The organism is Paenibacillus sp. FSL L8-0470 (assembly GCF_038008625.1).
GTDB lineage: Bacteria > Bacillota > Bacilli > Paenibacillales > Paenibacillaceae > Paenibacillus_AQ.
Genome location: NZ_JBBOZM010000001.1, coordinates 3,761,393 through 3,787,541, shown reverse-complemented (window position 1 = coordinate 3,787,541; position 26,149 = coordinate 3,761,393). Strand labels below are relative to the sequence as shown.

The following is a 26,149-nucleotide window of genomic DNA, read 5'->3' as shown; positions in this document are numbered from 1 at the left end:
AACGTTCATGCGTTTTCGTAAAAGCAACCCCCTTAACAAAGTTAAAAAGCCCCAGGTCCAGCACAGCGAGAGTCAACCTGCACATTCAGAGGAACCGATCAGTGCATGTCTTGGACAAAACCTTCAGCAGATCAGACAAACCGTCGGTAACAGCACCGACATTATCATCAGAGAAGTTCGCATTGGCAAGGACGGGAGCCAAATCATCGCGATCCTCTATACCGACGGCTTGGTGGATAAAAATATAGTCTCCGACTTCATCATGAAGTCGATGATGCTCGATAGCAGCCTGTCTGAGGACGTGAACCGCAGGATTCAAATCTCCTCCAATGTCTTGCAGATTTTGAAAGATTACGCTCTGACCATCGGTGACATCCGGGATATTACCGACTTTGATACCTTATATAACGCTCTGTTGTCCGGGGATGCAATCATCCTGATTGACGGTGAGACAAAGGGAATAGTGGTCAGCGCACGTGGATGGAAGGATCGCGGTGTCACCGAACCTGCCTCGGAAAATGTCATTCGTGGACCGCGGGAAGGATTTTCGGAAACACTGGGCACGAATACGGCCTTGATCCGGCGCAAGATTAAAGATCCGAATCTGTGGCTGGAAACAAAACAAATCGGTCGCGTGACCAAGACCGATGTCGCTGTCATGTATATCAAAGGGATCGCGAACCATAAATTGGTCGAGGAAGTGCATGAGCGATTGAATCATATTGATATAGACGGTATTCTCGAAAGCGGGTATATCGAGGAGTTAATCCAGGACGAAACTTTCACCCCTTTTCCAACAGTGTACAACTCCGAACGCCCAGACGTCATCGCCGCCGAACTGTTGGAAGGAAAGGTCGCTATCCTAATTGATGGAACCCCGTTTGTGCTTGTCGTACCTGCGCTGTTTGTATCCTTCCTGCATTCGGCAGAGGATTATTATCAGCGTGCAGACATCAGCAGCTTCATCCGGATTATTCGTTACACCGGGGTTTTTATCTCCCTGTTCGGTCCATCCTTATATATTGCCATCACTACGTTCCATCAGGAAATGCTGCCGACCTCACTGCTGATCGGTCTGGCAGCACAGCGGGAGGCTGTTCCCTTCCCCGCTTTTATCGAAGCACTCATGATGGAATTGACCTTTGAAATATTGCGGGAAGCTGGCGTTCGCATGCCGAAGTACATCGGGGCAGCCGTCTCTATCGTAGGCACACTTGTCATCGGGCAAGCAGCCGTCGAGGCGGGCATCATATCTGCAGCAATGGTGATTGTCGTGTCTATTACCGCGATTTCCAGCTTTCTTCTCCCTGCCTATAATATGTCCATCGCTTTTCGTATGCTGCGGTTCCCCTTGATGGGACTAGCCGCTTCATTTGGGCTGTACGGGATCATCATCGGAGGCATTGCCCTCATCCTGCATCTGTGCAGCCTTCGTTCTTTCGGCGTTCCGTATATGAGTCCGCTTGCGCCCCTGATCCCGGCAGACAACAAGGATACGTTAATACGGCTCCCGCACTGGATGATGGTCTCCCGTCCCCGGTTACTTAATCAGAAGAACGTGAATCGCCAAAACAACGCTTCATCCCGAAAATCACGGGATTAAACCAGAGGAGACAAGTGCGGATGGAAAGGAGTGGACAAGCTTGAAACGGAAGGCCTTTCTTTTTCTAATTCTTACACTGGGCACGCTTCTGACTGGCTGTTGGAACCGCAAAGAATTGAATGAGCTTGCAATCGCCGTTGGTTTGGGAATTGATAAACAGGGAGATCAATTCCGGGTTTCTGTCCAAGTCGTAGATCCTGGAGAAGTATCTACCCAAAAAGGGGCAAGCGGGCGGGCCCCCGCCATATTGTATACATCGGAAGCCGATACCGTATTTGAAGCGGTCCGAAAAATAACAACGCTAAGCCCTAGAAAAATCTATTTTCCCCACCTTCGCATATGCGTGATCAGCGAGTCGATGGCCATGGAAGGAATAGCAAAAGCCATGGACTTCCTGTCCAGGGACCATGAATTCCGCTCCGATTTTTACCTTGTAATATCGAAAGGCGCAAGTGCGGAGGATACGCTCAAAATCATGACGCCCTTTGATCCTATTCCAGCAGACAAGCTATTCTCATCCCTGGAATCTTCGGAAAAAAACTGGTCCCCCAGTACAACGGTAACCTTAGACCAATTAATGGCCGATCTCATAAGTGAAGGAAAGCAGCCTATCTTGACTGGACTTCAAATCGCTGGAGATCAAGACTCTGGAGAAACAAAAAAGAATGTCGAAAAGATCTCCCCCCCTACTAGCCTACAATTTTCTGGGCTTGCTGTATTCAAAAAAGACAGATTGATCGGCTGGTTAAATGAAACAGAAAGTAAGGGTTACAACTTCATCCTCGGCAAAGTGAAAAGCTCTGTTGGCTTTGTAGCCTGTCCTAAAGGTGGCAAAGTCGTAATGGAAATCATCCGGACCCATGCCTCCATGAAAGGGTACATTTATAGAGGGGAGCCCCAGATCAATATTCACCTTAAGATTGAAGCCAACGTGGGGGAAGTTGAGTGTAGCGAACTGGATCTGACTAAGGTGAGCACGATTTATGACCTTCAGAAGAGAAGCGAAGAAAAGATAGCAGGAGTGATAGAGTCTGCCATCAAGAAGGCTCAAAAATCGTACAAAGCTGACATTTTCGGATTCGGTGAAGCCATTCACCGCAGTAACCCGAAGGCTTGGAAGTCACTGAAACAAAATTGGGATAATGAGTACTTTGCAGAACTGCCGGTGAACATCAAAGTTGATTTCAGGATTCGACGCTTGGGTACGACTGGAAGCTCATTCCTGAATGAAATTAAGAAGTAGGCTGCCAATCGGTATCATTTTACCATGCGAAAGAAGGTGATTAACGATGCTAACCCAGATGGCGGTCATACTGGGAATAATGCTGTCCGCTGCTGCGATCATATTTCTCGAAGTTCCCTACATGTTGAGAAAAAGGTTAAAAAAGGAGCTATGGGTGTTTTCCATCCTGCTCCTCCTTGGGGTGGGGATCAGCAGCGCCAAGGCATTGCAATGGGATATTCCCACCCCTTTGGATTGGATTACAATTGTGTATAAACCATTCACTGATTTTCTAACCCATATCGGTCTAATAAAATAAAAACGAGGTGAAAGTGGTGTCTAAGCAAGTCAAAATCTCCGGACGTCAATTTATGGTCTTAACGACTTTATTTACGATCGGCAGCGCAATCCTTGTCATTCCCTCAGGTATGGCCTTCCTGGCCAAACAGGATGCGTGGATCGCTGCGTTTGTTGGCGTGGGATCCGGTTTTTTCCTCGTATGGATTTACAACACAATAGCGACCCTTTATCCACGGATGACATTGGTTGAGATCATTGAAGCCCTTCTCGGAAAATGGTTGGGCAAAACCATTTCTCTTCTATTGATCGTTACTCTTTTCTTGAGTGGTCCTGCCTCAGCGTTGTATGATGTAGGAAATTTTCTAACTACCCAAATCATGCCGGAAACGCCGGCTCAATCCGTAAATATTCTTTTTGCCGTCATTGTAGTCATGGGGGCACGGCTTGGAATTGAAACATTTGCCCGTTCTGCTGAACTATTGTTCCCCTTATTTATCCTTCTTTATATTTCTTTAGTTATTTTAATTGGGCCTGAGATCAAACTGGAAAATGTCGAGCCCGTGCTGGAAGCAGGAATAGGGCCGATCTGGCCTGCTGCACTATCCTTTATCAGTGTTTTGTTTCTACCCCATATCGCTTTGTTAATGATTTTTCCGGCTGTGAATCGTATTGATAATGCCCGTAAAGCTTTTTTCAACGGAAGCATGCTTGGCGGGCTGATGATGGTCCTGATTGTTGCATTGTCGATTTTGGTTTTAGGAGCTGATTTAACGGCAAAAAGTATATTTCCAAGCTATTCGTTAGCCCAGAAAATCAACATCGGCAATTTTCTGCAGCGCATTGAAGCCATCATGGCCATCATGTGGTTTATTTCGCTCTATTTTAGGGTCACTATATACATATACGTAATTGTGTTGGCCATTGCTCAAATTTTTAAATTAGAAGATTATCGGCCTCTAGTTTCACCACTCGGAATGATCTTGGTTGTCATGTCGGTAGTCATATATCCGAATGTCCCTTACCAACAAACGTGGGATGGGACAGTATGGTTATCTTATACGTTATCTATAGGGCTTCTTTTGCCTTTACTGCTGCTCAGTATTCATGTGATACGAAAACTATGGTCAAAGAAAAGAACAGAATCCAACGGGTAAGTCACACTGGGCACCGCCTGGCCAGTCAGATGGCCGAGCTTAAAACAACCATCCCGATTCTTGCCGGTACTCCCTGAAGGTTAACCACCATGGAATGAAGAAGAACCGGCCACTTATTGATGGCCGGTTCTTCTTCATTTAAACCTTATAGAGATCTCGATATTATGTCTCTTGTGTCATATGTGCGTGATCTGGTGCTTTTTGGTTCATGATCGGCAACATGACCAGTGCGCCAAGAAGAAATAATAATCCTGCTCCGCTATAGATCGTACCCAGCGAGAAGGCATCTTTTAACACACCAGCGAAAGACATGGAAACGACCATCATCCCAACGAACATCGGATTCAGAACCCCATTCACCCGGCCGACAATGGAAGCATGTGACCATTTCAGAATCATTGTGCTAATCCCAATATGAATGCAAGGGAAAACAAGCCCATTGAGAAATTGAACAGTCAGCGTAACCGGAACGCTCGTCGAATACCCGACAATGACCGTACAGACCGCGCCTGCCAGCATCCCTATCGCAAGAAGTAGCTGCGGTGGAACCCGCTTCGCGAATACGGCTACGATCCCGCCCCCGATCAGCATGGCTGCACCATTCACCATCAGCAGATATTGCAGGAACTCCTCACTTTTGCCTAGCCGCTCCGTTACAATAAACAGGTTGAGCGCTTGGGCTATGCCAACAGCGAGTCCCGCGAGAATAAACGCAAGTCCAAGCATACGCAGCACTTGGCTTTGCCAGACATAACGGAAGCCTTCAATAAAATCTTTACGGAACTGCCCTTTTACAGCAGCTGTCTGAGGTTCCATATTATCCTCAGGCAGCCGGATAAGGACGAGTGCAGAAAGCAGAAATACCACGCCCATTACAGCGATCGAAGTTTCAAGGCCAAACTTGCTGTAAACGAAGGTGCCAAGCATAGGACCAAGCACCATGAAGATAGCCATCAGCGATTGGAATAAAGCCATCCCTTGCTGCAGCTGTTCTTCCCGCACATGATACTTAAACAATCGCATACTTGAAGGCTGCGAGAACTGCGAAAGAATAGCTGAGATGAAGGCGACAAGGTAAACGGAATGCCAGGAACCGTAATGGATAGTTAGAAGTACTACGAATACCGACACCGCGGATAGTAGATCGCACCAGATCATCGTTCGCTTCGGCCTCCAGCGGTCGGCAAATGTGCCACCGATGAAAGAAAAAACAAAAATAGGCGCGAATTCAGCTACGCTGATTAGCGAAATGGCATAGGGATCATTGTTTGTTCTATCCGCAACGTATAGGAGAATAGCGAAATTACGTACCCAGATGCCGATCTGCAGGAGCACACTTGATAATAAAATCGTCTGCAGGAACCGATTGCGAAACAGACTTGGTGCATTGGAGCTATTTTCATGCCTATTCAATCTTTTCAACCCCCAATTTGTCTAAAATACTTTTCTTAATGAATCGAATGACTCTCCTTTCAATTCCTAATTATACTGACCTCATCATCGTGCACATCCTTCTAAAGTCTGAAATTTCAGAATGCATATCCACGAGACGTTCAATCTGGAATTATCAAAAAACCCGGCAGAGGATTCTGCCAGGTAATGCAGGATTGATTTAAGAAATCAAATATTAGCAGGTTTGAGCCTTCTCGCTTCTTGCAGATGAAATGACAAGTATAATCCTAATCCGGCAAAAGCCGTCAATGTCCAGAATGCAATGTGGATGCCTTGGAGCATATCCAGCGGAAAGGATAAGGAACTGGCGCTCGCAGTTGAAGTCATTATCGTTACAAGTAAGGCACCTCCTATTGAACTGCTGAGCGAGCGTAGCGTGATCGTCATTGGAGAAGCATGAGCAACCATGGTGTTTGGGATACTTGCCATGGCATAGGCCGTAATTGGAGCCATCACTGTCCCTACTCCAAACATAAGCAGGGCATACATTATAACCAGTAGAATAAAGGACGTCTCTATTGATAACGTGAGGGCAAGAGCTAATGCCATGATCAGAATGAGCATAAATCCTCCCTGAGTTACGCGGCTAACCCCAAACCGGTCATATAGTCTGCCTGAGATCAGACCGGAGACACCAATCAGCAATGCACCCGGCAACAGCATAAGCCCGGACTCCCGAGGTGTTAAGCCTCTTATCGTCTGTGCATACAGAGGAAGAAGGAGTTCAACCCCCACCATCACCGCAAACAAGATCACCCCCACAATGGAAGATCGGGTAAAGGATCGGTGCCGAAACAGCTTGAAATCAAGCAAAGGTGCCGTGAGCTTGAGCTGTCTTTTAATAAACACCGCCACGATCAGGAATCCAGCCAGAAGGATGACCCCAGCGACAGCGGGATTTCCCTTTTCTTCCCCGACAATGCTAAATCCATACAAAATACCGGCGAATCCGAGTGAAGAATAGATAATGGACCTGGTGTCGAGCTTAGTCTGATGAGTCTCTCCTACATTCCGCAGCGTGAAATGCGCTAAGAATAAATTGGCGGCTGCAAGCGGCGCCACAGCGTAAAACAACAGTCTCCATGAATGGTTCTGAACCACGAACCCAGACAGAGTGGGCCCAAGCGCCGGAGCCAGCCCCAAGACCAAACCGACTACTCCCATCGCTGCACCGATTTTCTCCTTCGGAAAGACTCTTAGTATTGTCGTCTGAAACAGCGGAAACAGCAGACCCGCACCGATGCCTTGAACCAAACGCCCCGTCAGGACTAGCGGGAAACCCCAGGCGATCCCGGCAATCAGTGTTCCTGCTGTGAACGCTCCGACAGAAGCCATGAACAAGGCCCTCGTGGTAAACTTTCCGATCAAAAATCCGGCAACTGGAACAGTTATACCTATCATCAGGTAATACACTGTAATCAGCCACTGTGCTTGATTCTCATGAATTGCAAGATCCTGCATGACACGCGGCAACGCCGTGTTTAACATCGTTTGCATCAATTGGGCTAAAAAATTGGCAACCACCAGGGAGGCAACAATAATGCTGGGTTTATTAGTCAAGCTATCTTCACCGCTTTCAGAAGTACTATTCGGATGCAGCGAGCTGCTGCAAGGCGTGTATGGATACAGTTATCCCTTTCGATTGAATGAGTTATGAATCATCCTTTCAAGATTAATAAACTACATTATAGATACAATATATCTATAATCAAGATAAATAATAGACTTCGAATATCTACAATATATCTGATTGATTATTTTGTCAATCTGATTTTCACTTATTCCTGTGCTTGCACTTATAAAATAAAAAGATCCGTTAACTGCTTCAAGAGCAGTTAACGGATCTTTGATTGTAAATGATGCGGTCGAGAGGACTCGATCTCCATGATATTGCTACGATCCTCCCCCACTTTAATGTAGAATATAGTTAAATCTTCAATTTAATCGTCTATGGAGGTAGGAATAATGAAATTACGTATCAAATATATAAGTTTGAGTGCCCTACTATTTACTACTGTCTTCGTCTTTGGAAAGTCGGATACGCTCAATGAACAATATGTAGAATCACCAATGATAGACAACGTTAGCTCGGAATTAATTTCTGATTCTCAACTTCCAATTTCAGATCGGAATCTGATTGAAGTTCCGGTTGTTGACGAAGACAAAGGTCTCGTCCAACTCATTCCGAATTATAAGGAAGAGGATGCTCCCCCAATTAAACTTTTGCCATCCCAATAAGCCCCAGGGCTAACCATGGCGGGTGGCTTGCGCCAGCTCGGAAAGCCACTTTTCCCGATCCCCTTCGGCTTTGGCGGCTATCTTCTTCAGTTTGTCCGTTCCGCCCCAGATCAAATAAACGATATGCTCCACCTCATAGTTCTGAAGACCGCGTACTTGATCAAGCAGCAGCCGGAGATGAGCCTCAGCTTCCATATCGGTTTGGATCTTCAGCTTCATCGAATCCGTGCTATGCAGCATGCATTTCACTAGCGTAGGAATTGTCTCCAAGTGAATGCCCTGCCGTTCGGCCAACGCGACTGTGAAGTGATTCTGAACGGACTGGTGTTCTTCGTCAACCATCCCCATGTATTGTTCTACTAATGGAAAATAAATCCTATCTGTGAGTCCAAGGCCGAAGACCGCATAACTGCCCGGCATACAATTTTTTTCGCCTTCCGTATCCGTATACCATTCGAATGTTTCCATCGCCACCCGGGCGTACTCCTCCAGTAAGGGGTGCAAATTCGGATATTCCATAGCGTTGGCAAAGAAGCGGTGCGTGCTCGACTTGGCCAATCCTTTCATCGGCAGCCATTGCTTGACGCTTGATTTCAGCTTGATTTGATAGCTTTTCGGGAAGCCCAGGCTTAGTAAGTGAGTCAGAAACCGGAGTGCCCGCGCGTAGCTCTCCTCCGTTTCTTGCTTAATGGCTATGGTCACCTCGGCAAACACGTCGTTGGCTGTGTATTCCGCCAGTTCATCGCGAAAGCTGACGTCCTCCTTGGAGAACGTTCCACTGCCTTCCTTTGTCAGACGTTTTGCTTGGGAGCTTCCCAATTCGATAGCGCAATTCAAAATGTCCAGCCCCACACTTCTACTATAGGAAGGTTCGTATTTAAGAATCAGGATTGCAGCATAGAGAGCCAGTTCAATCGGACCTTTCTCCGTATTTTCCAGCCGGGCATCGCTTCTTTTCTTATATTCTTTCTGCCACTGTGTCCCTATATTATCGAAATAACAGGGTAACCAATGCTTCTCTACCCAATTCCTCAAAGCCCCGGTAACATTATTGCGATGCTCGGCAAGATGCTTGTTCCCTTTATTCACATGTTGAATGTTCTCGAAAATAGAAATGATTACACCGGGATCTGTGTCAGGGAACAGCCCCTCGTCCAACAGGTGCCTGGTGAGGAAGAATGTCTCTAAGGGTTTAGTCGGATATTTTCCGGCTTCGAGCTTATCCGAAATATAGGTGGAGATTTGTTCCAGCAATTGTTGTTTCTTCGTCTCGTCGACGTATTCGAGAATACGAACGTTGACTCTGCCTTCCCGCGTTCGAAACTTGCCGTCAAAAGTAAATTGATAATCAATTAGCGCCGAAGGCAGCGCATTCAATTTATGCTGCATATAAGAAGCAAGCTCAGGGACAATCTGCTCTCGCACTTCTTCCTCGCTCAGCAACTCGCCAGGGATGGCCTTACCTCCAGGTAAAGTGAAATTGAGCTCATCATCCGTCACGTCAACCCTGCCCTTGGCATATTCGAGCAGAGCATGATCGTGAATTCCCACCTGCAGCTTGGTACGTTTCACGATTTTTTCTGCGTCCTTATTGCTAATATAGGCTATCCATTTGTCAATCTCCTGTTTCATTTCGTCCAGAATTGTTTCTAAAGTGTGATCCATATCCATAAAGTGCTCCTTATAGTGCTGTTATGAGTTACTTTCTATCATAGCCTGTCCTCCAAGGCAGAACAATTAGGCGCGGGACCCAGTTATATGGCGGGTTCCAGAAAATTGTATGGATATCGTTACTCACTTGCCTTAAGAAGTGTTGAATCAATAAGTGCTTGGACATTCAAGACAGAAATCATACGATTCTTGGATTCATACCTGCACTCGATCACTTGCTTATTGGGATTATCAGGAGGTTCATGAACGACAGAATCAGCAGCGGAGGCAATGTCTTCAACAGAATCAACAACAAAAGCTAATTTATGTGTATGCAAGATGATGAACTTGTCTTGTTCACGGCGTTCCTGACGAGAAATATTCAGTTTTATTCTCAGGTTAATGACTGTGTAGAGTTCTCCGTAAATAGTTGCAAACCCTTCGTGCCAAGGTTCGGCGAATAGAAGCGGTGTGGATTTTTTAGAATCTTGGATTTCCCCGATAGTATTGATATCGAGTCCAAAGTCTTCATTTCCGAGTTTGAATACAATGATTTGGTCCATAAATTAGCCAGCCCCTTCTGATGTCAAATAAGCTCTTTGTTGTTTATTATAGTCAAACAAATTTATCACACTTTGATAAGGTCTTTCTATTTACTTTCGGAAGGAAGTGACGAAGATATGATACGATAATTTTTTTATTTTATAATGGATTGTTGAAAAAAACCTCGATAGGCACAAAGCCAATCAAGGTCGATTATATAATTGTTCAAGTTAGGGGCCTATAGTCTTGAGAGCTTCCCAAAAGCTTACAAGGGATAAACCTAAAAATATGATGCCTGCGAAAGCTATAATATTTATGATGGCAACCTCTGCAATAAACCTTTTACGCTTGGACGCCTCCTTCGGTGCCTTGCGAATTAAACGAACCCAACTAGAGGTCCCGTATCTTTTAACCAAGGAATAGTGCACAGGCCAACAAATGAGAGCAGAGATGATAGACAATATAAAGTAAGTCACAAAGATGTCCTCCCTAAAGATTTTTCTCGCTGCTAGAACCCACGTAATTTTCAATATGTAATATTATTCAGCACCGCGTTGAATGTTTTCCATACATGGATCATCCATTGGCCCCATATCTAGATGCGCTCGGAGGGATTGATAATGGCCAGAACCTGATGATCCTCCCAGACCCCATTGATCTTTACGTTGCTTTGAGCGATACCTTCTTTGTGGAAGCCGGCATTCTCAAGCACGCTCATGGATCCGGGATTCCGGGGAGAGGCCTCCCCTGTGATCCGGTGAAACTTCAGCTCCTCGAAGGCATAGCGCACCACCTGCTTCACAGCCTCCGTCATATAGCCCTTGCCGTTATAATCCTGGTCCAGGCAGTATCCGATCATGGAGCACTGAAGCGGACCCCGCACAACAAAGGACAGCCCTATGTTACCAATAATCCGGTCGTCCGCCATGTGGCATACTATGAAGTCATATTTCCGGTCCTCTGCTCTATCGGCCTTACTCTTCTTAATCATTTGGAGCTGCTGCTCCTCCGTATAGAACTCATCGGGGTTGGTTGGGGAAAACTTCTCAAAAAACTCCCGATTGCGCTTGAACATTGCTGTCAATTGTTCGGCATCCGCTTCCTCCGGGAACCGGACGTATACTCGCTGATCTAACATTTGCACCATCCCCTACTAACAAATATATTAAATAATCATATCACAGGAAGAAAGGTTGGGATATTAGCATTTTGCCACTTTCGGCTTATATCGTTACTACAAAAAAAGCCGCCAATATGGCGACTTCTAATGAAATCATAATTCCTTCATAATCGTAAATGTGCCGTCGTTACGGTTCTGGAACACAAGATTCCGCTTAATGCTACCTAAGTAGTCGGATAGTAAAAATTCATTGTTACCGACCTGACGCAGTCCTGAACCGTCCAGCCGAATGGCGAAAGTCCCTCCCGCTTCCAAGTTTTCAGCCTTTGCGGTGAAATACGCCCATCCGTGCAAGATGTCCAAAGGCTCAAGTTCCCAACCGATTATTTTACGAACAATTTCATTACCTTTTTTAAACAGATGAAGGTAAATCGTGTCTGCCTCCTCATCATGCTCTACAAAAACGAACGAATCGGAATCTGCATCACCCATGTAATCTGTCATATAGAAAAAATAAGTAGAGAGTTGCTCCTCATTGTTCTTCGGGGTTTTCCAGTTAAATTCGATTTCATCGTCTTTCTGCACGATATACTTCTCGCCAGTGGACGGCAAGGGCTGTCGCATAAGCGGAAAATAGACGTCCAACCCATCAGTTTGTATTCCTGAGCCAATGTAATACCGATACCTTTTATCCTGCGCATCCAATAGGGTTGAACTAACTCTAATCTTCGACTTTCCATCCAGCGCCATCCGGTACACGCCAGATTCGATAGTCATGCTATTGGTGATATAATAGATGCTCTTGTTCTTGAGGAAAAATTGATCGATTCCCCCTAAGCTGGTCAGGCGCGTCAATCTTTTGGAGGACACTTCTAGCTTGTAGATATCGCTTGTCTGGTTAACCCCATGCTTCAGAAAATATAATGTCTCGTAATCTTCATACAAGATATTGCTGTAAATACCGGTCATGACCATAGTGGTCTTCGTCTTGTCCGGACCGAAAATCGTCTTATACAGCCCCTCATTATCTTTTGCCCAAAAGATTGTCAACGGTTCCAAGGGTTTAGGGTAATCGATTTTTTGCACTCTGATATTTAATTCGGGTGCTTGTTCAAGATTTGGAGCGATTCTAGTTGCCCCGGTTAGCATTATGGATGTCAATACGGCCACAATAAGAACAATCCTCTTACGTTTAATCATGTCTGTCCACTTCTCCCCAGAAAATAATTCAAGCTCTCTCATCATACATACATTCGACAAAAGGGATTATTTTCCTCTACTGTTACATGCAGCGGTGTGGGTAGGGCCTTCAATTCACGATATATAAAATCAGAGGAAGCTCAAGCGTCTGGCAATAATACATCGATTTGGTCATGCAATACTGAATTGGCCGGAAGGCATTGATCTAAATCAGGGCGATTATATGGGAAGAACCCCGCTTCATTATGCTATTGGCGAAAACAATCCGAAGATCGCCTCACTCTTGCAAAAATTAGGTGCGAATCCCAATCAGCAAGATGTTAATCAAAAATCACCGCTGCTTTTTGACGCCGCTTCTATCTGGCATGAAGTGGATCAATAGACAATGCAAATAAACCGTACGCCTTATTGAAGGGCGTGCGGTTTATTTGCTTCATTATAAGGATGATATTTTAAGTGTTATATTACAGTCCCTTTACCTCAAACTCATAGATTCGCGCGGCTGTATCGGCACCTTGTGAGGGCTTAGTAATGATTAACTTTACATAGCGGGCTTTAACTAGCGCAATCGCGTCAGTCGTCTCGGCTGCCGTGTTTCCATGGACCTTGACGGCATCTGCCCAGTTCGTACCATCACTGCTCACCTGAATGGTGTAATCGCTGGTATTAAACCCGGACCACTCTCCTCCGCTCTGAGCATGCTTGATGACAAAGGTACTGATTTGATGCTCGGCGCCCAGATCGACTTGAAGCCAGTGAGGCAGATTGCCAAGTGCGCACCATTTGCTGTTGTCCGTCACTTTACCGTCTACGGCATTAGGCGCTCCTTCCTTTTCCCCGCAGGTATGATCGGCCGTTGCAGTTTTGCCAAGTGCCAGATTCTTCACCGCACCGGCTTCCTTGCTTACGGTGATAAGCGCCTTTTTCGTCATTGTGTCTTGACCCGAGCTGTTGGTGGCAGTCAGCGTCACGCTATACACGCCTTCCTGATTGAACGTTACCACTGGGTTCTTCGAGGTGCTGACAGCCGGGCTTCCGCTTTCGAAGGTCCATGACCAGCCTTCTGTCACTTCGGTCGACAGGTCGGTGAAGTTTACCGTCTCCCCTGGAGCCACCAGTGTCCGATCGGCCTTGAATTCCGCAGCCGGCTTCGGATAAGCCGGCCAGCTGATCTGCACGCTGGAGGCCTGACCTTGCTCGTATCTTCCATTGACCGCAACCACCTTCAATACCGTGACCGCTTCCTTGTCAATTCTTCTCATCTCAGGGACGTAAAACACATGATTTGGCGTTGCACCCATTAGCACCTCATTGCCATCCGGCAGTACACGATAGATTTCGTACTGCTTCACCTGCTGGTTAAGCGGTTTCCACTGCAATCTGGCATCTCCATACATCCCATTGCGGAAATCGGATTGAGTGGCTTTAAGCTCGCGAACAGCCGTGAGCGGTTGAATCGGTTCGTTGGCATTTTGGATGGAGAGCTGGCCAATTTGTATGGCATAATCACTTATCGTATCCTTGGTGTCAAAATACAGTGACAACGCCACGATCCGTTTCCCTTTATAAGGGGTCAAATTTAATGTTTCTGTAATCCAGCCTGGCGATGTCTTATCCTTCAGGTTAAGGAAGACAAATTGGCCGGGATGGTCTGCGAAAGCAAGGCCAACCTTCAGGCTCGGCTTGCTTTGCGTTTTGTACGTAACCGACAGCTTCGTACTTGCTTCAACCTTCAAATCAGTCTTGTAGAGCTTCAGATGTGTCGCATTGTCATGGCTCAGCACACCTGATACCTTCAGCGAGCTGCCGCCGTAATATGCATCAGACCAATCGAGCACCGGTGTAAGCGGTGTTCCTTTGCTGTCTGCGATCCAGCGCCATGTCGGCAGGACATCCTGCAGGCTCCGGTTGTTCCATCCCTTATCCCGCACCTGCTTCCCTCGAACATAATATTTCTGGCCGCTTCCAGTGTTGAAGCTGGTGATGAAGGGCAGCTCGTTTACCGGGGATGCTTCGATCACATCGTTCGCGATTCCTTTCCAGGCTTGGCTGCTCACAGTATTGCCCGGATTTCCGTTTGGACCCACCCAGAATTTGTTCTCGCGGATGAAGAAATCCTCCATACTCTCAGCGCTGTTAAAAGCCCAGTCCGGGCGGTAAATCCCCAGTGAAGTAACTGCAGGCTCTCCTTCCGGGAACAGCAGATTCCAGTTCACCTTCGTATCGTAACCCTTGGCTTCAACATCAATGCCTGCATATAGGTCAAACGGACTTCTGCCCAGGCTTTTGGACTTCTCCGCCGAGCTTTTTAGATCCTTCCACCAGAAGTTCAGGAACATGCTGTCTGTTATTTGCTTCCCATTGTCCTGCAGGAACATCGCATTTTTGTCATTTAATGCATTCTGCCAACTGATACTGCCTTCTTTAGTCATAGAATCGTACCATACGATGTGCATAGATGCAGACTTGTGCGATTCAAGATAACTCAGGAAAGCTTTCATTTGCTGTGCGTCAGCCGGCGTTCCACCCTCAGTCTCCTGGTTAATGAACCAGCCGTCAAATCCGTAATGCTTCGCCACCTGGATCAGCTTGTCAGCGGCAGGAAAGGAGCCGTCGCTGTTCTGCTGAAGCATCTGCTTCACCCATTCATATTTCCCGCCATACACTGTTGGCGGGAAAAATACCGTTCCGAGGATCGGCACGCCATTCTTATGAGCTGCGTCGATCGTATCGGCGCTTGGAGGCACGATGATCCCTTCGCCGGCCGAGCCCGCCCAATAGACCAGTTTGTCAACATATTGCCAATAGCTAAACGTGTTCGCCCCGAATTTGTCCGAGCCCTGTGAGGGTACTCCGCTTGTTCCCGAATTGAGTGCCGATAAAGCCATGACCTTAGGCGCTTTAGTCGCATGCGGGTTGACCCCTGCTCCCACAAAACGGTCCTGCAGCGGGACTGTACTGCGGTTGAATGCTGCATCCGGGTCGGATACCGGACTCCACTGAAGCAATTGCTCTGGAAACCAATAGGATGAATAAGGCTGTTTTGCAAACGCAGAAGTGGATAATGCAGCGCACATCACAACTAAGAAGATAAAACCTGCACTTATCTTTTTCATGCCATCCTCCTCTTATTTATTGGCTGCTTTCCACTCGTCGTATTGCTTCTGTGCTTCTGCTATAACTTTATCCAGACCGGCAGCCTTCATCTTGGAGATTGCCTTCGGCAGATGTTCATCCGGGTCGACTGCACCTGTCATGATAGGTGGGTAGAATTCTTTTACGATCGCCGAGATAGACGCCACTTCGGTCTTCACTGGATCAGGGTTAAAATTGAAGCCGAAGCTTGGAGCAACCTTGGCGGAATTGTTGAATTCTTTGAACGCTTCCCATTTATCCGCAGGGTCTTCCTTGTGGCTATAGGTCAGGAAAAGATTGCCTAATGCGAATCCCGGCATCTGGTATCCGTCTTTCATAGCCGGCAGATCTTCAATGACGTCTTCAGAGATCTTCTTGTAATGCGTACCTTCGATACCGTAGTTGATCAGATTGCGCAAATATTTGTCCGTATTGAGCAGGTTCAAGAACATCATCGCACGTTCCGGATTTTTGGAATTCGCCGAGATTGCGTGCATAGAGCCGGTAGCGGAGCCTGTAAAGATTACCGGATCCTGCATCGGAGAGGTCACGATGTCATAACCCGCACTTCTCGACCAGCCCAATTCTGCATAAGGCTGCGTTTGCTCGCGGTCAGCAAACCATTTGCCTGTCTTGATGTTATCAATGCCTTCCAGAGTTGCAACATCTTTGCGCAGATATCCGGCTTGATAGTATTTGCGAATGGTTTTGAGCGAGCTTTTCAGTTCACCGGATTCAAGGATATTGACGTATTTACCATCCGTTGAATTCATATTCATACCAACCGGGAATTCATCGCCCAGGAGGAAGTCGAACGGCATATATGGCTTGAAGCCTTTCGGTACGGCAAGTGGTGTAATGTCAGCCGGCTCGCCTTCCTTGATTTGTTTCAAATAAGGTTCGAGATCCTCTAGGGTGCGGATTTTTGTAATATCCATCTTATACTTGTCGACATACTGTTTGTTGAAACGCCATACCCATTGTGAAGCCAATTCCTTGTTCACCGGCACGGCATAATTTTTGCCATTCACCTGCGATCCGGTCAGGAAACGCGGGTCGAGTTCTTTTATAATATCCTGACCGTATTTTTCCAGTAAATCATTGATTGGCAAAAATGCACCCCGAGTCGCGTTCGGCAGGTAGTCAAAAGCCCAGGATGAGGTAAACGCGATATCGTAATTCTCCCCGGAAGCAGTGATAACTGGTAAACGTTTCGAGTAGTCGCCCCAGTCAATCATTGTGATGTCAACGGTTGCGTTGATTTTGTCTGTCAAATATTTATTCATTTCCTCTTGAACCGTTGGCAGGTCACGCTGTGGACCACCGATCAGGTATACCTTGAGCTTCACCGGGTCCAGCTTATCCCCGGTCTGGTCGCCGGATTCCGTTGGACTAGCCGATTGGGTCTCTGACGGCGTATTCCCATTACTATTTTCCTTCGTGTTGTTGCTGCCACAGCCAGCCAACGTGGAAGCAAGTGCAAACAGAAACACAACCATCAGCAATACCATTTTCTTGGACTTCATATGTCTCCCCCTAATCAATATAAATATCTATTGTCACTGCCCTGGATCGGACAGATTCAACTTATCCAACTTATTCTTTAACCGAACCAATCGTAAGTCCTTGGATAAAATACTTCTGGAAAAACGGATACGCCAGCGCGATTGGCAGCGTAGCCAGCACAACCATCGCCATACGGACCGTTTCTGTCGGCAAGGTCGCAGCAATGTCGTAAGATACTACCTGGCTGCTGTTCTGTACGATGAAGTCCATATTGTTCTGAATCCGGATTAAAAGTGTTTGCAGTGGAATTAAATTTGGATTATCAATATACAGAAGCGCATTGAACCAGTCATTCCAGAAGCCAAGTGTACTGAACAGCCCGATAGTCGCAATACCCGGCAGTGAGATTGGCAGCACAATACGTGTGTAGATGCCAAATTCGGTTGCTCCGTCAATCTTGGCCGATTCGATGATCGCATCCGGTACAGTTGTCGTAAAGAAGGTGCGCATAACGATAATATAGAATGCGTTCAGAATGGATGGGAATATCAGCGCCCAGATGGAATCCCGCAAGTGAAGTACTTGCGTAACGACGATATATCCCGGGACCAGTCCCCCTGAGAACAACATGGTGAAGAAAGCAAGAAAGCTGAAGAACCGGCGCTGGTCAAAGTTCTTGCGTGAAATTGCGTACGCATATGTAGAAACGAGATACAGCGTCAGAACAGTTCCAATGACCGTTACGGCCAGGGTCACGCCCAAGGATTGGACCATTTGTTCACCGGACCGCATTAGAAACCGGTAGGCGTCCAGACTGAGCACCTCAGGCAGGATGCTGAAGCCCTTGATGGCCAACGTCTTCTCGTCCGTAAAGGAAATGATAATGATAAATATAAACGGGAAGATACAGGATAGGGCGAATAAGCACACCCCTACATTAAATATAAAATTCCATAATGGACTAATCGCATTAATGTCCCTGGTCTTCTTCCTGGGAGCATAGAGCAACGATCTCTCCATAGATTCGCTTAAGTCATTCATTGCAGGCACCCCCCTTGCCGATTTTTTTTAGAATACGGCATAATCTTTTTCAATTTTGCGTACAGCGTAATTCGCGAGCAGAACGAGAATCAAACCGACAACGGATTGATAAAGGCCCGTAGCTGTACTCATACCTGTATCGCCCATGATCGTCAGTCCCCGATACACGAATGTGTCGATAACGTTGGTGACCGGATAAAGTGCGCCGGAATCCCGCGGAACCTGGTAGAATAGGCCGAAATCCGAGCGGAAGATGCCGCCCAGTGCCAGAACTGTCAAAATGATCATAAGCGGCCTCAACATCGGCAGTGTAATAAACTTGATCTGATTCCATTTGGTAGCACCGTCGATCATAGCTGCCTCATAATAAGAGCGGTCGATCCCGGCGATTGCTGCAAGATAGACGACACTCCCGTATCCGGCATTTTTCCAGAGACCCAGAAAGATAAGAAAATACGGCCAAAATTTCGTCTCGCTGTACCAACTGACCGGGTCTTCGCCAAAGAAGACAAGGAGCTGATTGAACACGCCCTTTTCTACATTCAGGAACGAGAATACAAAATAGCTAATAATAACCCATGAGAGGAAATACGGCATAAACATCGCGGTTTGGTATAATTTCGCCAGCCGTTTATTTAACAGCTCATTCATAATGATGGCAAGCGTAACCGCGAGAACCAGTCCAAGCATGATCAAACCGACGTTATAAAGAATCGTATTGCGCGTTATGATATAAGCATCGTCGGTCGAGAACAGAAACTCGAAGTTTTTGAAACCGACCCACTCGCTTTTAAAAACGCTTTCAAGAAACCCCCCCGGATGAATCCGGAAATCCTTAAAGGCAATAATCGTCCCAAACATCGGCAAATATGCAAAAATAATAAACCACGCTGCTCCCGGCAATACCAGCAGAAGAAACGCCCTATTCTTCATCAGTTTCTTCAAGATGCCTAGCACGGCTGTCCCTCCTTTGTTTCACTTGTAGCTGAGTTCATCCACTGTTTATCCCCTATAATCAACAATGGTTAACTTCAGCTCATTTGGTGTTTTGGATCTTCCCGTTCACCCCTGTCTTTATTATGAAAGCCGGGCAGCCGCCGAGATAGTTGAAAAATACAATAAAATGATGGATTAATTAAAGATAGCGCATTCATTTCACTAAAAAACACACCTTCGCAAGGTGTGTTTTTTAAAACCTACAGGTTACGGCCTATCTTTTCATATACATCGAACGCAGCTCCGTGGGGGAAACGCCGGCATATTTTTTGAACTGCCTGTAAAAGTAAGATGTATCCCAATAGCCTACCTCCGTAGCTACCTCTGCTGTCTTTTTGTCCGAGTACAGCAGCAGATGAGTGGCACGTTCAATCCGGTACTGATTTACATATTCGGAAAAGCTGGTGCCCGCCTCCTGTTGAAACAGCTGCCCCAGATAGTTCGGATGAAGGTCCAGTTTCTGGCTGAGCGTCTTCAGCGAAAGCTCCTCTTTGTAGGTGTTTTTTACGAAATCGAGTACAGCCATCACATGCGGGCTATAATCCCTTTCTGTCGCATGGTAGGTATCAAATGTTTGATGGATCACCTTTTTCACCAGCTGCTTCAGCCCGCTGCGAGTATGAATTCTGGATAAGGGACCGAATACGCCTCCGTAATCCGGAGTCTTTTCCAAAGTTTTGGCCGCCAGCATAAGCTGAATTGCGGAGTTGAAGAACGGCGTTCTTGCCGTGTGCCCTTCCTCTGCCTGAACTTCAAAGAAGTCGTCGATGAACCGGTCAACCTCAAGACTTTTCCCGTCCCGGAGCAACTTATGGAATTGATCCATAACGGGCTCCCTTTGCTCATATGCAGGATCGGCTTCTCTTCCGTTGTCCGATATCACTACGAAAGTTTCTGACTCGCCAAACAAATGATTCTGAAGCCACTGCTTCACTTGTTTGCAGCTTTGCGGAAACCCCAGGTAGGATTGCTTGGACTGCCCTTTCACGCCCCATACACAGGCGCCTGTATCTGCGGTGATCCACTGCTGCATCCCGCGAAGCGCATGATATTGCCATTCTTCTTCCATGCCGGTTGAAGCGAACAGCACGATGATATCTCCTTCCTGATCAGGGAAGCAGATGATCTCACAGCCGTGTGGTAATTGGTTTCTGCCTATGATTTCACACTGCTCGGCGATTATGGGTCTGTAAACCTGCGGATCATCCAATTCGTGATCGGTTACGATTCGCAGCGCAGCAGCGCTGTAATTTGACTTGGTCAAGGGGATTTCCAGCAGCTGCGCGCGCTCCCGGAACTCTTTGGCATCAATGGTTTCGTTAGCCCACCGCTGCAATATATTATTCCTCAGAATCCTCCAGCTCTGATCCATTTGAATTTGTCTGATTTCCTCGCGCTCCCAATCATTCTGCATATGCTTAATCGTCGCTTCCAATTCGTCGATATTGACCGGCTTGAGCAAATAGTTCTCGACACCCAGCGTAATGCCTTCCCGCACGTAATTAAATTCCTCATAACCGCTCAGAATGATGAACTTAGTGAGGGGACTACGTACTTTGACCTCACGGATCAGCTCAAGTCCTGTCATCTGGGGCATCATGATGTCCGTGATAACTAGATCTACGGATAAGCCGTCCAGTTTTGCTAGCGCTTCCACCCCGTTGCGCGCTGTATCTGCAATTTGCATATGATTCGCATTCCAATCGATGATGGACTGCATTCCTTCGACAATGAGTGGCTCGTCATCCACCAGCAATACGTTCCTCATTCGGTTAGTCCTCCCTTGTGAATGGAATTTCGATGATAACCTCACAGCCTTTGTCCTGCTCACTGATCACACGTAATCCAAACTCGCTGCCATAATTCAAACGAATGCGTTCATGTACATTTTTTAGACCCAGGGAATCACTTGATCGCGAAGGTGCTCCCCCCTCACTTTGCAGCGCTTTGCGCAGCTCTATCAATTTCTCTTGCGCAATACCTTTCCCGTTATCCTTCACACGAATAATGATGTGTCTCTCCTGTTCTGCAGCTGTGATGGAAATCCGGTTATCGTCGTCATCCGCCCGAAAGCCGTGAACGATATAATTTTCGATAATCGGCTGAATCAGCAGTTTAACCACGATACTTCCGGCGACCGGCATCTCGATGTTCGTTTCCACCTGCAGCTTGTTCTCATACCGGTATTGGATCAAGGCCAAATACATCCCGCATAGCTCGATTTCTTCGGCCAAAGTGACATGTGTTTGTTTTTTGATCAAATGCCTGAACATTGTTGCGAGAATATAGATCATTTGACCGACATCCCTGGCCCCTGAACTGATGGCCTTCATGCGTATACTCTCGAGCGTATTGTACAGGAAATGCGGATTGATCTGCGCCTGCAGAGCCACAAGCTGTGCGTTCTTCTGCTTGATCTCCGAGATGTAGACGGTCTGGATATAGGACTCCAGCCGGTCACACATATAGTTAAAGCTTTGCGAGATCTGCTGCAGTTCATCCTCCCCCTCCATTTTGATCCGCTTGCTCAAATCGCCATCCTGCCAGCGCCGCATGTAGACGATAATTCTGTGGATTTTTTTGGAGTAGCGGCGGATAACGGTGAACGTCACTGAGATGCTGATAATGATGCATAAGACCACGATCCCTGTGAGACTAAAACGTAAGGTTTGAAGGCTCTGTACGATTTGAGACTCTGGAATGATGGCAGCAGCGACCATCCCTGTATTCCCGATATTCAGCAATTGTACTTTGGAGCGTTCCTCCAGATTCACCCAATCGCCAGGCTTAGTCATCTGCTTCCAATACGGATAGACGGTATTATCGTATCGCCCCTGCGAATCAAAAATCACTTGTCCCTGCGACGTGATCAGCATTATCCGACTGCCCGTATTGTTCAATTTTTCCCGCAGCAGCCCTTTAATCCGGCTTGTATTGAGTTCGAACAGGATGGCACCGTATTCCTTCAGCGTCACAGGGTCCTTGAGCACATTCACGTAGCTGTAAGGTGTTGATTCCCCGGCGGCTTTTCCCTCGAACAACGGCTCGTTGCCCATATACTGCCAGGGCTGATTCCGGAACCGTTCGTACCAGTTCTGATGTGAGGCTGATAACGCCGGTTGATCGTAAAAATGCTGCGTTTCCCGGTTCAGAACGTAATAAAAGTCCTGGTCCGAGCTGTACAGCACGATGTTCGAGATAGATGCTTCCTCCTTCAGCAGCAGGCGTAAATGATAATCAAAGCTGTTGCGCTCCGTCCGGTAGCTGTTTGCATATTGATTCAGACGCCACTTGATGAAGTTCTCATAATCATGAGCCAAGAAATACTTCAGATCATCTCCAATCATCGCATCCGTGTAAATCTGCTGCACCGCTCCATACATCCGTTCGTTCTGCTGATTCAGACTGATGCTGATAATGTCTAGTTCCTGAAGACTCGCATCCATTTGCTCCCGTACGAGCCGCTGCTCATAATAGCGGTAAGCCAAAATAGAGACACTAATAAACAAGAGAACCATGACCATGGAGTAGAACAGGAGGATCTTGTTAAACATTTTTTTCTTCAGATGATTTTGATAAAAGGTCCGGATCTTGGACATTCGCGCCTGACCGCCTCCTTCGGAGCCAATTTTCAACTCAGTGTATCACCGTTCGTTAAATTTGCGCAATAAATAGAACATGCGGTGCCTTCCCCTCAACTTTCAATTGTCAAAAGGAAAAGAAACCGCTATAATGAGCGCATTCCCCTATACTATTCACTTTTTATCCCAATTTGGATCTTTCCCTATAAATCATTTCACCCTCCGATAATATGAACTGGGGGTCCACACGATGTTTCTTACCGAAAACAAATTACAGGCACGTATTCATGAATTATCCGTACTCCGTTACCGGGACCGGAAGACCCTGAGCATATTTCTTGCTTGTGAAGACCACCGGGAAGATATAAATCCTACTGTGCCAGGTGCCGAAGCTAATTGGCACGCTATGCACATTAACGAGACCTGGACTGGCCGGGATCTCTATTTGTGGCTGCGTACAGATGCTGAAATTCCTGTATCCTGGAAAAATAAGCGAATCGTCGGCTTGTTCGATTTCGGCGATACGGGAGGCGGCAACAACTCCGGATTTGAATCCCTATTCTATTGGGAAGGCAAGCCTTTTCAAGGCGTCGATTCCAATCATAAGGAAGTATTCCTTCCTGCTTCGGCGGCAGGCCACTCAGCTGAGCTGCTCTTCCGGTTATGGTCCGGTCTTGAAGGAGGCGGACAACCGCGCAATCAGACCCATACCTTCAAACAGGCGGAGCTGTGCTGGCTGGATGAGAAAATAGACGATCTTGTGTTCACCGGAACGGCCATTCTTGAAACCGTAAAAATCCTGGATCCAAATGTGCCGGAGCGGACGAAGCTGCTGCAGGCGCTCCAGCAATCCCTACGCATGATCGACTGGGCAGATTCCGAATCAGAGGCGTTTTTCATCTCTGTCTACGAAGCCAGAGATAATCTTAGCGCCTGTCTGGAAGCCATGGACAAACTATCCGATGTTACCATCACTTGTATTGGCCATACCCATATTGACGTTGCCTGGCTGTGGCGGCTTAAGCATACACGCGAGAAATGTGCACGGTCCTTCTCTACGGTGATGCGGCTGATGGAGATGTTTCCGGAATATGTCTTCCTCCAGACACAGCCCCAGCTATATGAATATGTGAAAGAAGACTACCCGGAGCTGTATGAATCCATCAAGGAGCGCATTGCGGAAGGCCGTTGGGAAGCTGGCGGTGGCATGTGGCTTGAAGCGGACTGCAATCTAACCTCGGGCGAATCTCTGGTTCGGCAATTGCTGATCGGTACACGCTTCCTAAAGGAGGAGTTCGGATCGGAGTGCAGGTACTTATGGTTGCCGGATGTATTCGGCTACAGCTGGTCCCTGCCGCAAATTCTGAAAAAATCGGGCATTCATACGTTCATGACCACGAAAATCAGCTGGAACCAGTATAACCGGATGCCATTCGATACTTTCCATTGGCGCGGCATAGACGGCTCCGAGGTATTGACCCATTTCATCACCACACCTGAACCGTGGTCTGAGCCGGGTTCATGGTTCTACACCTATAACGGGAAGATCATCCCCAAGACGGTTAAAGGAATATGGGATGCCTACCGCGACAAGGAGATGAATCAGGAGCTGCTGCTGTCCTATGGCTATGGTGACGGCGGTGGCGGCGTGAACCGCGAAATGCTCGAGATGCGGCGGCGGCTGGATCTGTTGCCCGGACTCCCAAAGGTAACGACCGGACGTGCAGATGCCTATTTCGAAAAGCTGCAGCAGACGGTAGCGGATACCGATTCATACATCCATACCTGGGACGGCGAATTGTATCTGGAGTATCACCGCGGGACGTATACCAGCCAAGCTTATAACAAACAGATGAACCGTAAGCTCGAACTGGCCTATCGTGAAGCCGAGTGGCTGAATGCCCTGCAAAGCATTTTGCAGAAAGACTGGAATCTGTATCAAGCCAAACCGCTGACCTCCGGATGGAAAATCATTCTGCGCAACCAGTTCCATGACATCATTCCGGGCTCATCCATCCGTGAGGTGTACGAAGACAGTACAGTCGAATACGAGGAAGCGTGGCAGATCGGCAGTCAGATCGACACACAAGCCCGGGCTGCAATCGCAGCAGGGAAAACGGCAGGCAGTTTCTCGGTGTGGAATTCCTCACCATGGAGTATTACGGAGCTTGTAGCTATTCCCGCTTCGGCCGGAATGGAGCAGGGATATTGGTTAAGCGATGCCGGGCTATGCTTGAATGCACAGCTGGATACAGGCATTTGGTATATTGAAGTGCAAGATATTCCTTCGCTCGGGTATACAACCATACATTTCCATGGCGAAGCTGAATCTATCAATTCGGAGTTGTCTCCATTCAGCCATACAGAACTTGGAATACAAACCCCTTTTTATCAATTGGCATGGAACGAAGCCGGGCAGTTGACCCGCATTTACGATAAAGCAGCACGACGGGAAGTACTGGCCAAGGGTGCTAACGGCAACCTATTACAGGTGTTTGAGGATAAACCTCTGGCACATGAAGCTTGGGATATTGATATCTTCTATCAGGAAAAAATGACTGAGATTCGAGATTGCTCAGCAATCGAAGTGATTGAGACCGGGCCGCTTCGGGCCGTCATCCGCTTCAATTGGCAGTACCGTAATTCTACAATTACGCAGAACCTGATTGTCTATGCCGGGAACCGGCGCATCGACTATGTGACCGAAGTAGATTGGCACGAGAAGCAGCAATTGCTGAAGGTGGCTTTCCCCGTCGGCATCCGCTCTACTGAGGCAACCTATGACATTCAGTTCGGCAACGTGAAACGGCCGACACATTGGAATACGAGCTGGGATTGGGCGCGCTTCGAGTCTGTCGGGCATCAGTGGGCAGATTTGTCCGACAAGGGTTATGGTGTCAGCCTGTTGAACGACTCCAAATACGGTTATGATATTAAAAACAATGTCCTGCGGCTCACGTTGATCAAAAGCGCTACTCATCCTGATCCGCATGCCGATCAGGGGCTGCATCGCTTCACCTATGCCCTTCTACCGCATCAAGGAGATTGGCTGACCGGTCAGACCGTCAAGCAAGCCTGGTTCCTGAATGCCCCGATTCGCTATACGGAGGGACATGCAGAGCAGCCAAGCCGCTCCATGTTCGCCTTGTCCGGCGATACGGCTATGATCTCTGCTGTCAAAAAAGCAGAGGATTCAGACTGCCTCATCGTGCGTATTCACGATTACTCCGGAAGCTCCAACATGCTGGAGCTGACGAGCAGCCTGCAAATTCATGGATGGAGAGAAACGAACTTGATGGAACAACCAGATGGCGAAATGCATAACGATGCTAGCATCTGCTTCGTCCTTGAACCTTATGAGATTAAAACCTTTGAAATCGACCTGCGATGCTAATTGTTATGTAACGA

The 26,149-nt window shown here is 47.3% G+C and carries 19 protein-coding genes; 7 read left to right on the top strand and 12 right to left on the bottom strand.

The window, feature by feature from the left end:
• Positions 1 to 7: 7 nt before the first annotated feature.
• The 4 genes from NST99_RS17115 to NST99_RS17100 are packed head-to-tail and all read left to right on the top strand — an operon-like array spanning position 8 to position 4,279.
• Positions 8 to 1,603: a spore germination protein gene (locus tag NST99_RS17115; RefSeq protein ID WP_341093282.1), complete on the top strand. Its 1,596-nt coding sequence runs from the start codon at positions 8 to 10 to the stop codon at positions 1,601 to 1,603.
• A 40-nt stretch (positions 1,604 to 1,643) separates the two neighbouring features.
• A complete protein-coding gene (locus NST99_RS17110; RefSeq protein WP_341093281.1) occupies positions 1,644 to 2,846 on the top strand; it encodes a Ger(x)C family spore germination protein in 1,203 nt (400 codons plus the stop codon).
• Between the two features lie 46 nt (positions 2,847 to 2,892).
• The gene (locus NST99_RS17105; RefSeq protein WP_341093280.1) at positions 2,893 to 3,144 is read left to right on the top strand and encodes a hypothetical protein; all 252 of its coding nucleotides are present in this window, start codon (positions 2,893 to 2,895) and stop codon (positions 3,142 to 3,144) included.
• Positions 3,145 to 3,160: 16 nt separating this feature from the next.
• Positions 3,161 to 4,279, top strand: coding sequence for a GerAB/ArcD/ProY family transporter (locus NST99_RS17100; RefSeq protein ID WP_341093278.1), 1,119 nt, complete (start codon positions 3,161 to 3,163; stop codon positions 4,277 to 4,279).
• 162 nt (positions 4,280 to 4,441) lie between these two features.
• Here the strand turns inward: NST99_RS17100 and NST99_RS17095 are convergent, their stop codons facing one another.
• Positions 4,442 to 5,692 (bottom strand): MFS transporter, encoded by a 1,251-nt coding sequence (locus NST99_RS17095; RefSeq protein WP_341093277.1) that lies wholly within the window; start codon positions 5,690 to 5,692, stop codon positions 4,442 to 4,444.
• A gap of 207 nt (positions 5,693 to 5,899) precedes the next feature.
• The gene (locus tag NST99_RS17090; protein ID WP_341097674.1) at positions 5,900 to 7,255 is read right to left on the bottom strand and encodes a DHA2 family efflux MFS transporter permease subunit; all 1,356 of its coding nucleotides are present in this window, start codon (positions 7,253 to 7,255) and stop codon (positions 5,900 to 5,902) included.
• A gap of 441 nt (positions 7,256 to 7,696) precedes the next feature.
• Between NST99_RS17090 and NST99_RS17085 the strand changes: the two genes are divergently transcribed.
• Positions 7,697 to 7,969 carry a hypothetical protein gene (locus NST99_RS17085; RefSeq protein WP_341093276.1) on the top strand — a complete coding sequence of 91 codons (273 nt, stop codon included), beginning with the start codon at positions 7,697 to 7,699 and terminating at the stop codon, positions 7,967 to 7,969.
• Positions 7,970 to 7,978: 9 nt separating this feature from the next.
• Here the strand turns inward: NST99_RS17085 and NST99_RS17080 are convergent, their stop codons facing one another.
• The 4 genes from NST99_RS17080 to NST99_RS17065 all read right to left on the bottom strand — a co-directional run bounded on the left by NST99_RS17080 (position 7,979) and on the right by NST99_RS17065 (position 12,527).
• Entirely contained in the window at positions 7,979 to 9,634 is a 1,656-nt protein-coding gene (locus NST99_RS17080) for a DUF6138 family protein (RefSeq protein ID WP_341093275.1), read from the bottom strand.
• A 125-nt stretch (positions 9,635 to 9,759) separates the two neighbouring features.
• The gene (locus NST99_RS17075) at positions 9,760 to 10,182 is read right to left on the bottom strand and encodes a chemotaxis protein CheW (protein WP_076112872.1); all 423 of its coding nucleotides are present in this window, start codon (positions 10,180 to 10,182) and stop codon (positions 9,760 to 9,762) included.
• 575 nt (positions 10,183 to 10,757) lie between these two features.
• Positions 10,758 to 11,300, bottom strand: coding sequence for a GNAT family N-acetyltransferase (locus NST99_RS17070; RefSeq protein ID WP_341093274.1), 543 nt, complete (start codon positions 11,298 to 11,300; stop codon positions 10,758 to 10,760).
• A gap of 135 nt (positions 11,301 to 11,435) precedes the next feature.
• Positions 11,436 to 12,527 carry a hypothetical protein gene (locus NST99_RS17065; protein ID WP_341093272.1) on the bottom strand — a complete coding sequence of 364 codons (1,092 nt, stop codon included), beginning with the start codon at positions 12,525 to 12,527 and terminating at the stop codon, positions 11,436 to 11,438.
• A 103-nt stretch (positions 12,528 to 12,630) separates the two neighbouring features.
• On the opposite strand from NST99_RS17065, the gene NST99_RS17060 reads away from it, so the two are divergent.
• Positions 12,631 to 12,864 carry an ankyrin repeat domain-containing protein gene (locus NST99_RS17060; protein WP_341097673.1) on the top strand — a complete coding sequence of 78 codons (234 nt, stop codon included), beginning with the start codon at positions 12,631 to 12,633 and terminating at the stop codon, positions 12,862 to 12,864.
• Positions 12,865 to 12,946: 82 nt separating this feature from the next.
• On the opposite strand, the gene NST99_RS17055 is transcribed toward NST99_RS17060, so the two are convergent.
• The 6 genes from NST99_RS17055 to NST99_RS17030 form a co-directional block, all read right to left on the bottom strand.
• Positions 12,947 to 15,598 carry an endo-beta-N-acetylglucosaminidase gene (locus NST99_RS17055; protein ID WP_341093271.1) on the bottom strand — a complete coding sequence of 884 codons (2,652 nt, stop codon included), beginning with the start codon at positions 15,596 to 15,598 and terminating at the stop codon, positions 12,947 to 12,949.
• Between the two features lie 12 nt (positions 15,599 to 15,610).
• Positions 15,611 to 17,143, bottom strand: a complete 1,533-nt coding sequence (locus NST99_RS17050) for an ABC transporter substrate-binding protein (RefSeq protein WP_341093270.1) — start codon at positions 17,141 to 17,143, stop codon at positions 15,611 to 15,613.
• Between the two features lie 70 nt (positions 17,144 to 17,213).
• Complete coding sequence (locus tag NST99_RS17045; RefSeq protein ID WP_341093268.1) at positions 17,214 to 18,164, bottom strand: carbohydrate ABC transporter permease; 951 nt, start codon at positions 18,162 to 18,164, stop codon at positions 17,214 to 17,216.
• Between the two features lie 27 nt (positions 18,165 to 18,191).
• Positions 18,192 to 19,121: an ABC transporter permease gene (locus tag NST99_RS17040; RefSeq protein ID WP_341093267.1), complete on the bottom strand. Its 930-nt coding sequence runs from the start codon at positions 19,119 to 19,121 to the stop codon at positions 18,192 to 18,194.
• A 253-nt stretch (positions 19,122 to 19,374) separates the two neighbouring features.
• The gene (locus NST99_RS17035) at positions 19,375 to 20,928 is read right to left on the bottom strand and encodes a response regulator transcription factor (protein ID WP_341093265.1); all 1,554 of its coding nucleotides are present in this window, start codon (positions 20,926 to 20,928) and stop codon (positions 19,375 to 19,377) included.
• A gap of 4 nt (positions 20,929 to 20,932) precedes the next feature.
• On the bottom strand, positions 20,933 to 22,759 hold the full coding sequence (locus NST99_RS17030; RefSeq protein WP_341093263.1) for a sensor histidine kinase: 1,827 nt from the start codon (positions 22,757 to 22,759) through the stop codon (positions 20,933 to 20,935).
• A gap of 232 nt (positions 22,760 to 22,991) precedes the next feature.
• Between NST99_RS17030 and NST99_RS17025 the strand changes: the two genes are divergently transcribed.
• Entirely contained in the window at positions 22,992 to 26,135 is a 3,144-nt protein-coding gene (locus NST99_RS17025; protein ID WP_341093261.1) for an alpha-mannosidase, read from the top strand.
• Positions 26,136 to 26,149: the final 14 nt, after the last annotated feature.

Coding starts and splice junctions, on each gene's coding strand:
- NST99_RS17105 (WP_341093280.1), top strand. CDS start 2,893: ATGCTAACCCAGATGGCGGTCATACTGGGAATAATGCTGTCCGCTGCT.
- NST99_RS17025 (WP_341093261.1), top strand. CDS start 22,992: ATGTTTCTTACCGAAAACAAATTACAGGCACGTATTCATGAATTATCC.
- NST99_RS17030 (WP_341093263.1), bottom strand. CDS start 22,759: ATGTCCAAGATCCGGACCTTTTATCAAAATCATCTGAAGAAAAAAATG.
- NST99_RS17115 (WP_341093282.1), top strand. CDS start 8: ATGCGTTTTCGTAAAAGCAACCCCCTTAACAAAGTTAAAAAGCCCCAG.
- NST99_RS17045 (WP_341093268.1), bottom strand. CDS start 18,164: ATGAATGACTTAAGCGAATCTATGGAGAGATCGTTGCTCTATGCTCCC.
- NST99_RS17085 (WP_341093276.1), top strand. CDS start 7,697: ATGAAATTACGTATCAAATATATAAGTTTGAGTGCCCTACTATTTACT.
- NST99_RS17050 (WP_341093270.1), bottom strand. CDS start 17,143: ATGAAGTCCAAGAAAATGGTATTGCTGATGGTTGTGTTTCTGTTTGCA.
- NST99_RS17055 (WP_341093271.1), bottom strand. CDS start 15,598: ATGAAAAAGATAAGTGCAGGTTTTATCTTCTTAGTTGTGATGTGCGCT.
- NST99_RS17070 (WP_341093274.1), bottom strand. CDS start 11,300: ATGTTAGATCAGCGAGTATACGTCCGGTTCCCGGAGGAAGCGGATGCC.
- NST99_RS17075 (WP_076112872.1), bottom strand. CDS start 10,182: ATGGACCAAATCATTGTATTCAAACTCGGAAATGAAGACTTTGGACTC.
- NST99_RS17080 (WP_341093275.1), bottom strand. CDS start 9,634: ATGGATCACACTTTAGAAACAATTCTGGACGAAATGAAACAGGAGATT.
- NST99_RS17035 (WP_341093265.1), bottom strand. CDS start 20,928: ATGAGGAACGTATTGCTGGTGGATGACGAGCCACTCATTGTCGAAGGA.
- NST99_RS17065 (WP_341093272.1), bottom strand. CDS start 12,527: ATGATGAGAGAGCTTGAATTATTTTCTGGGGAGAAGTGGACAGACATG.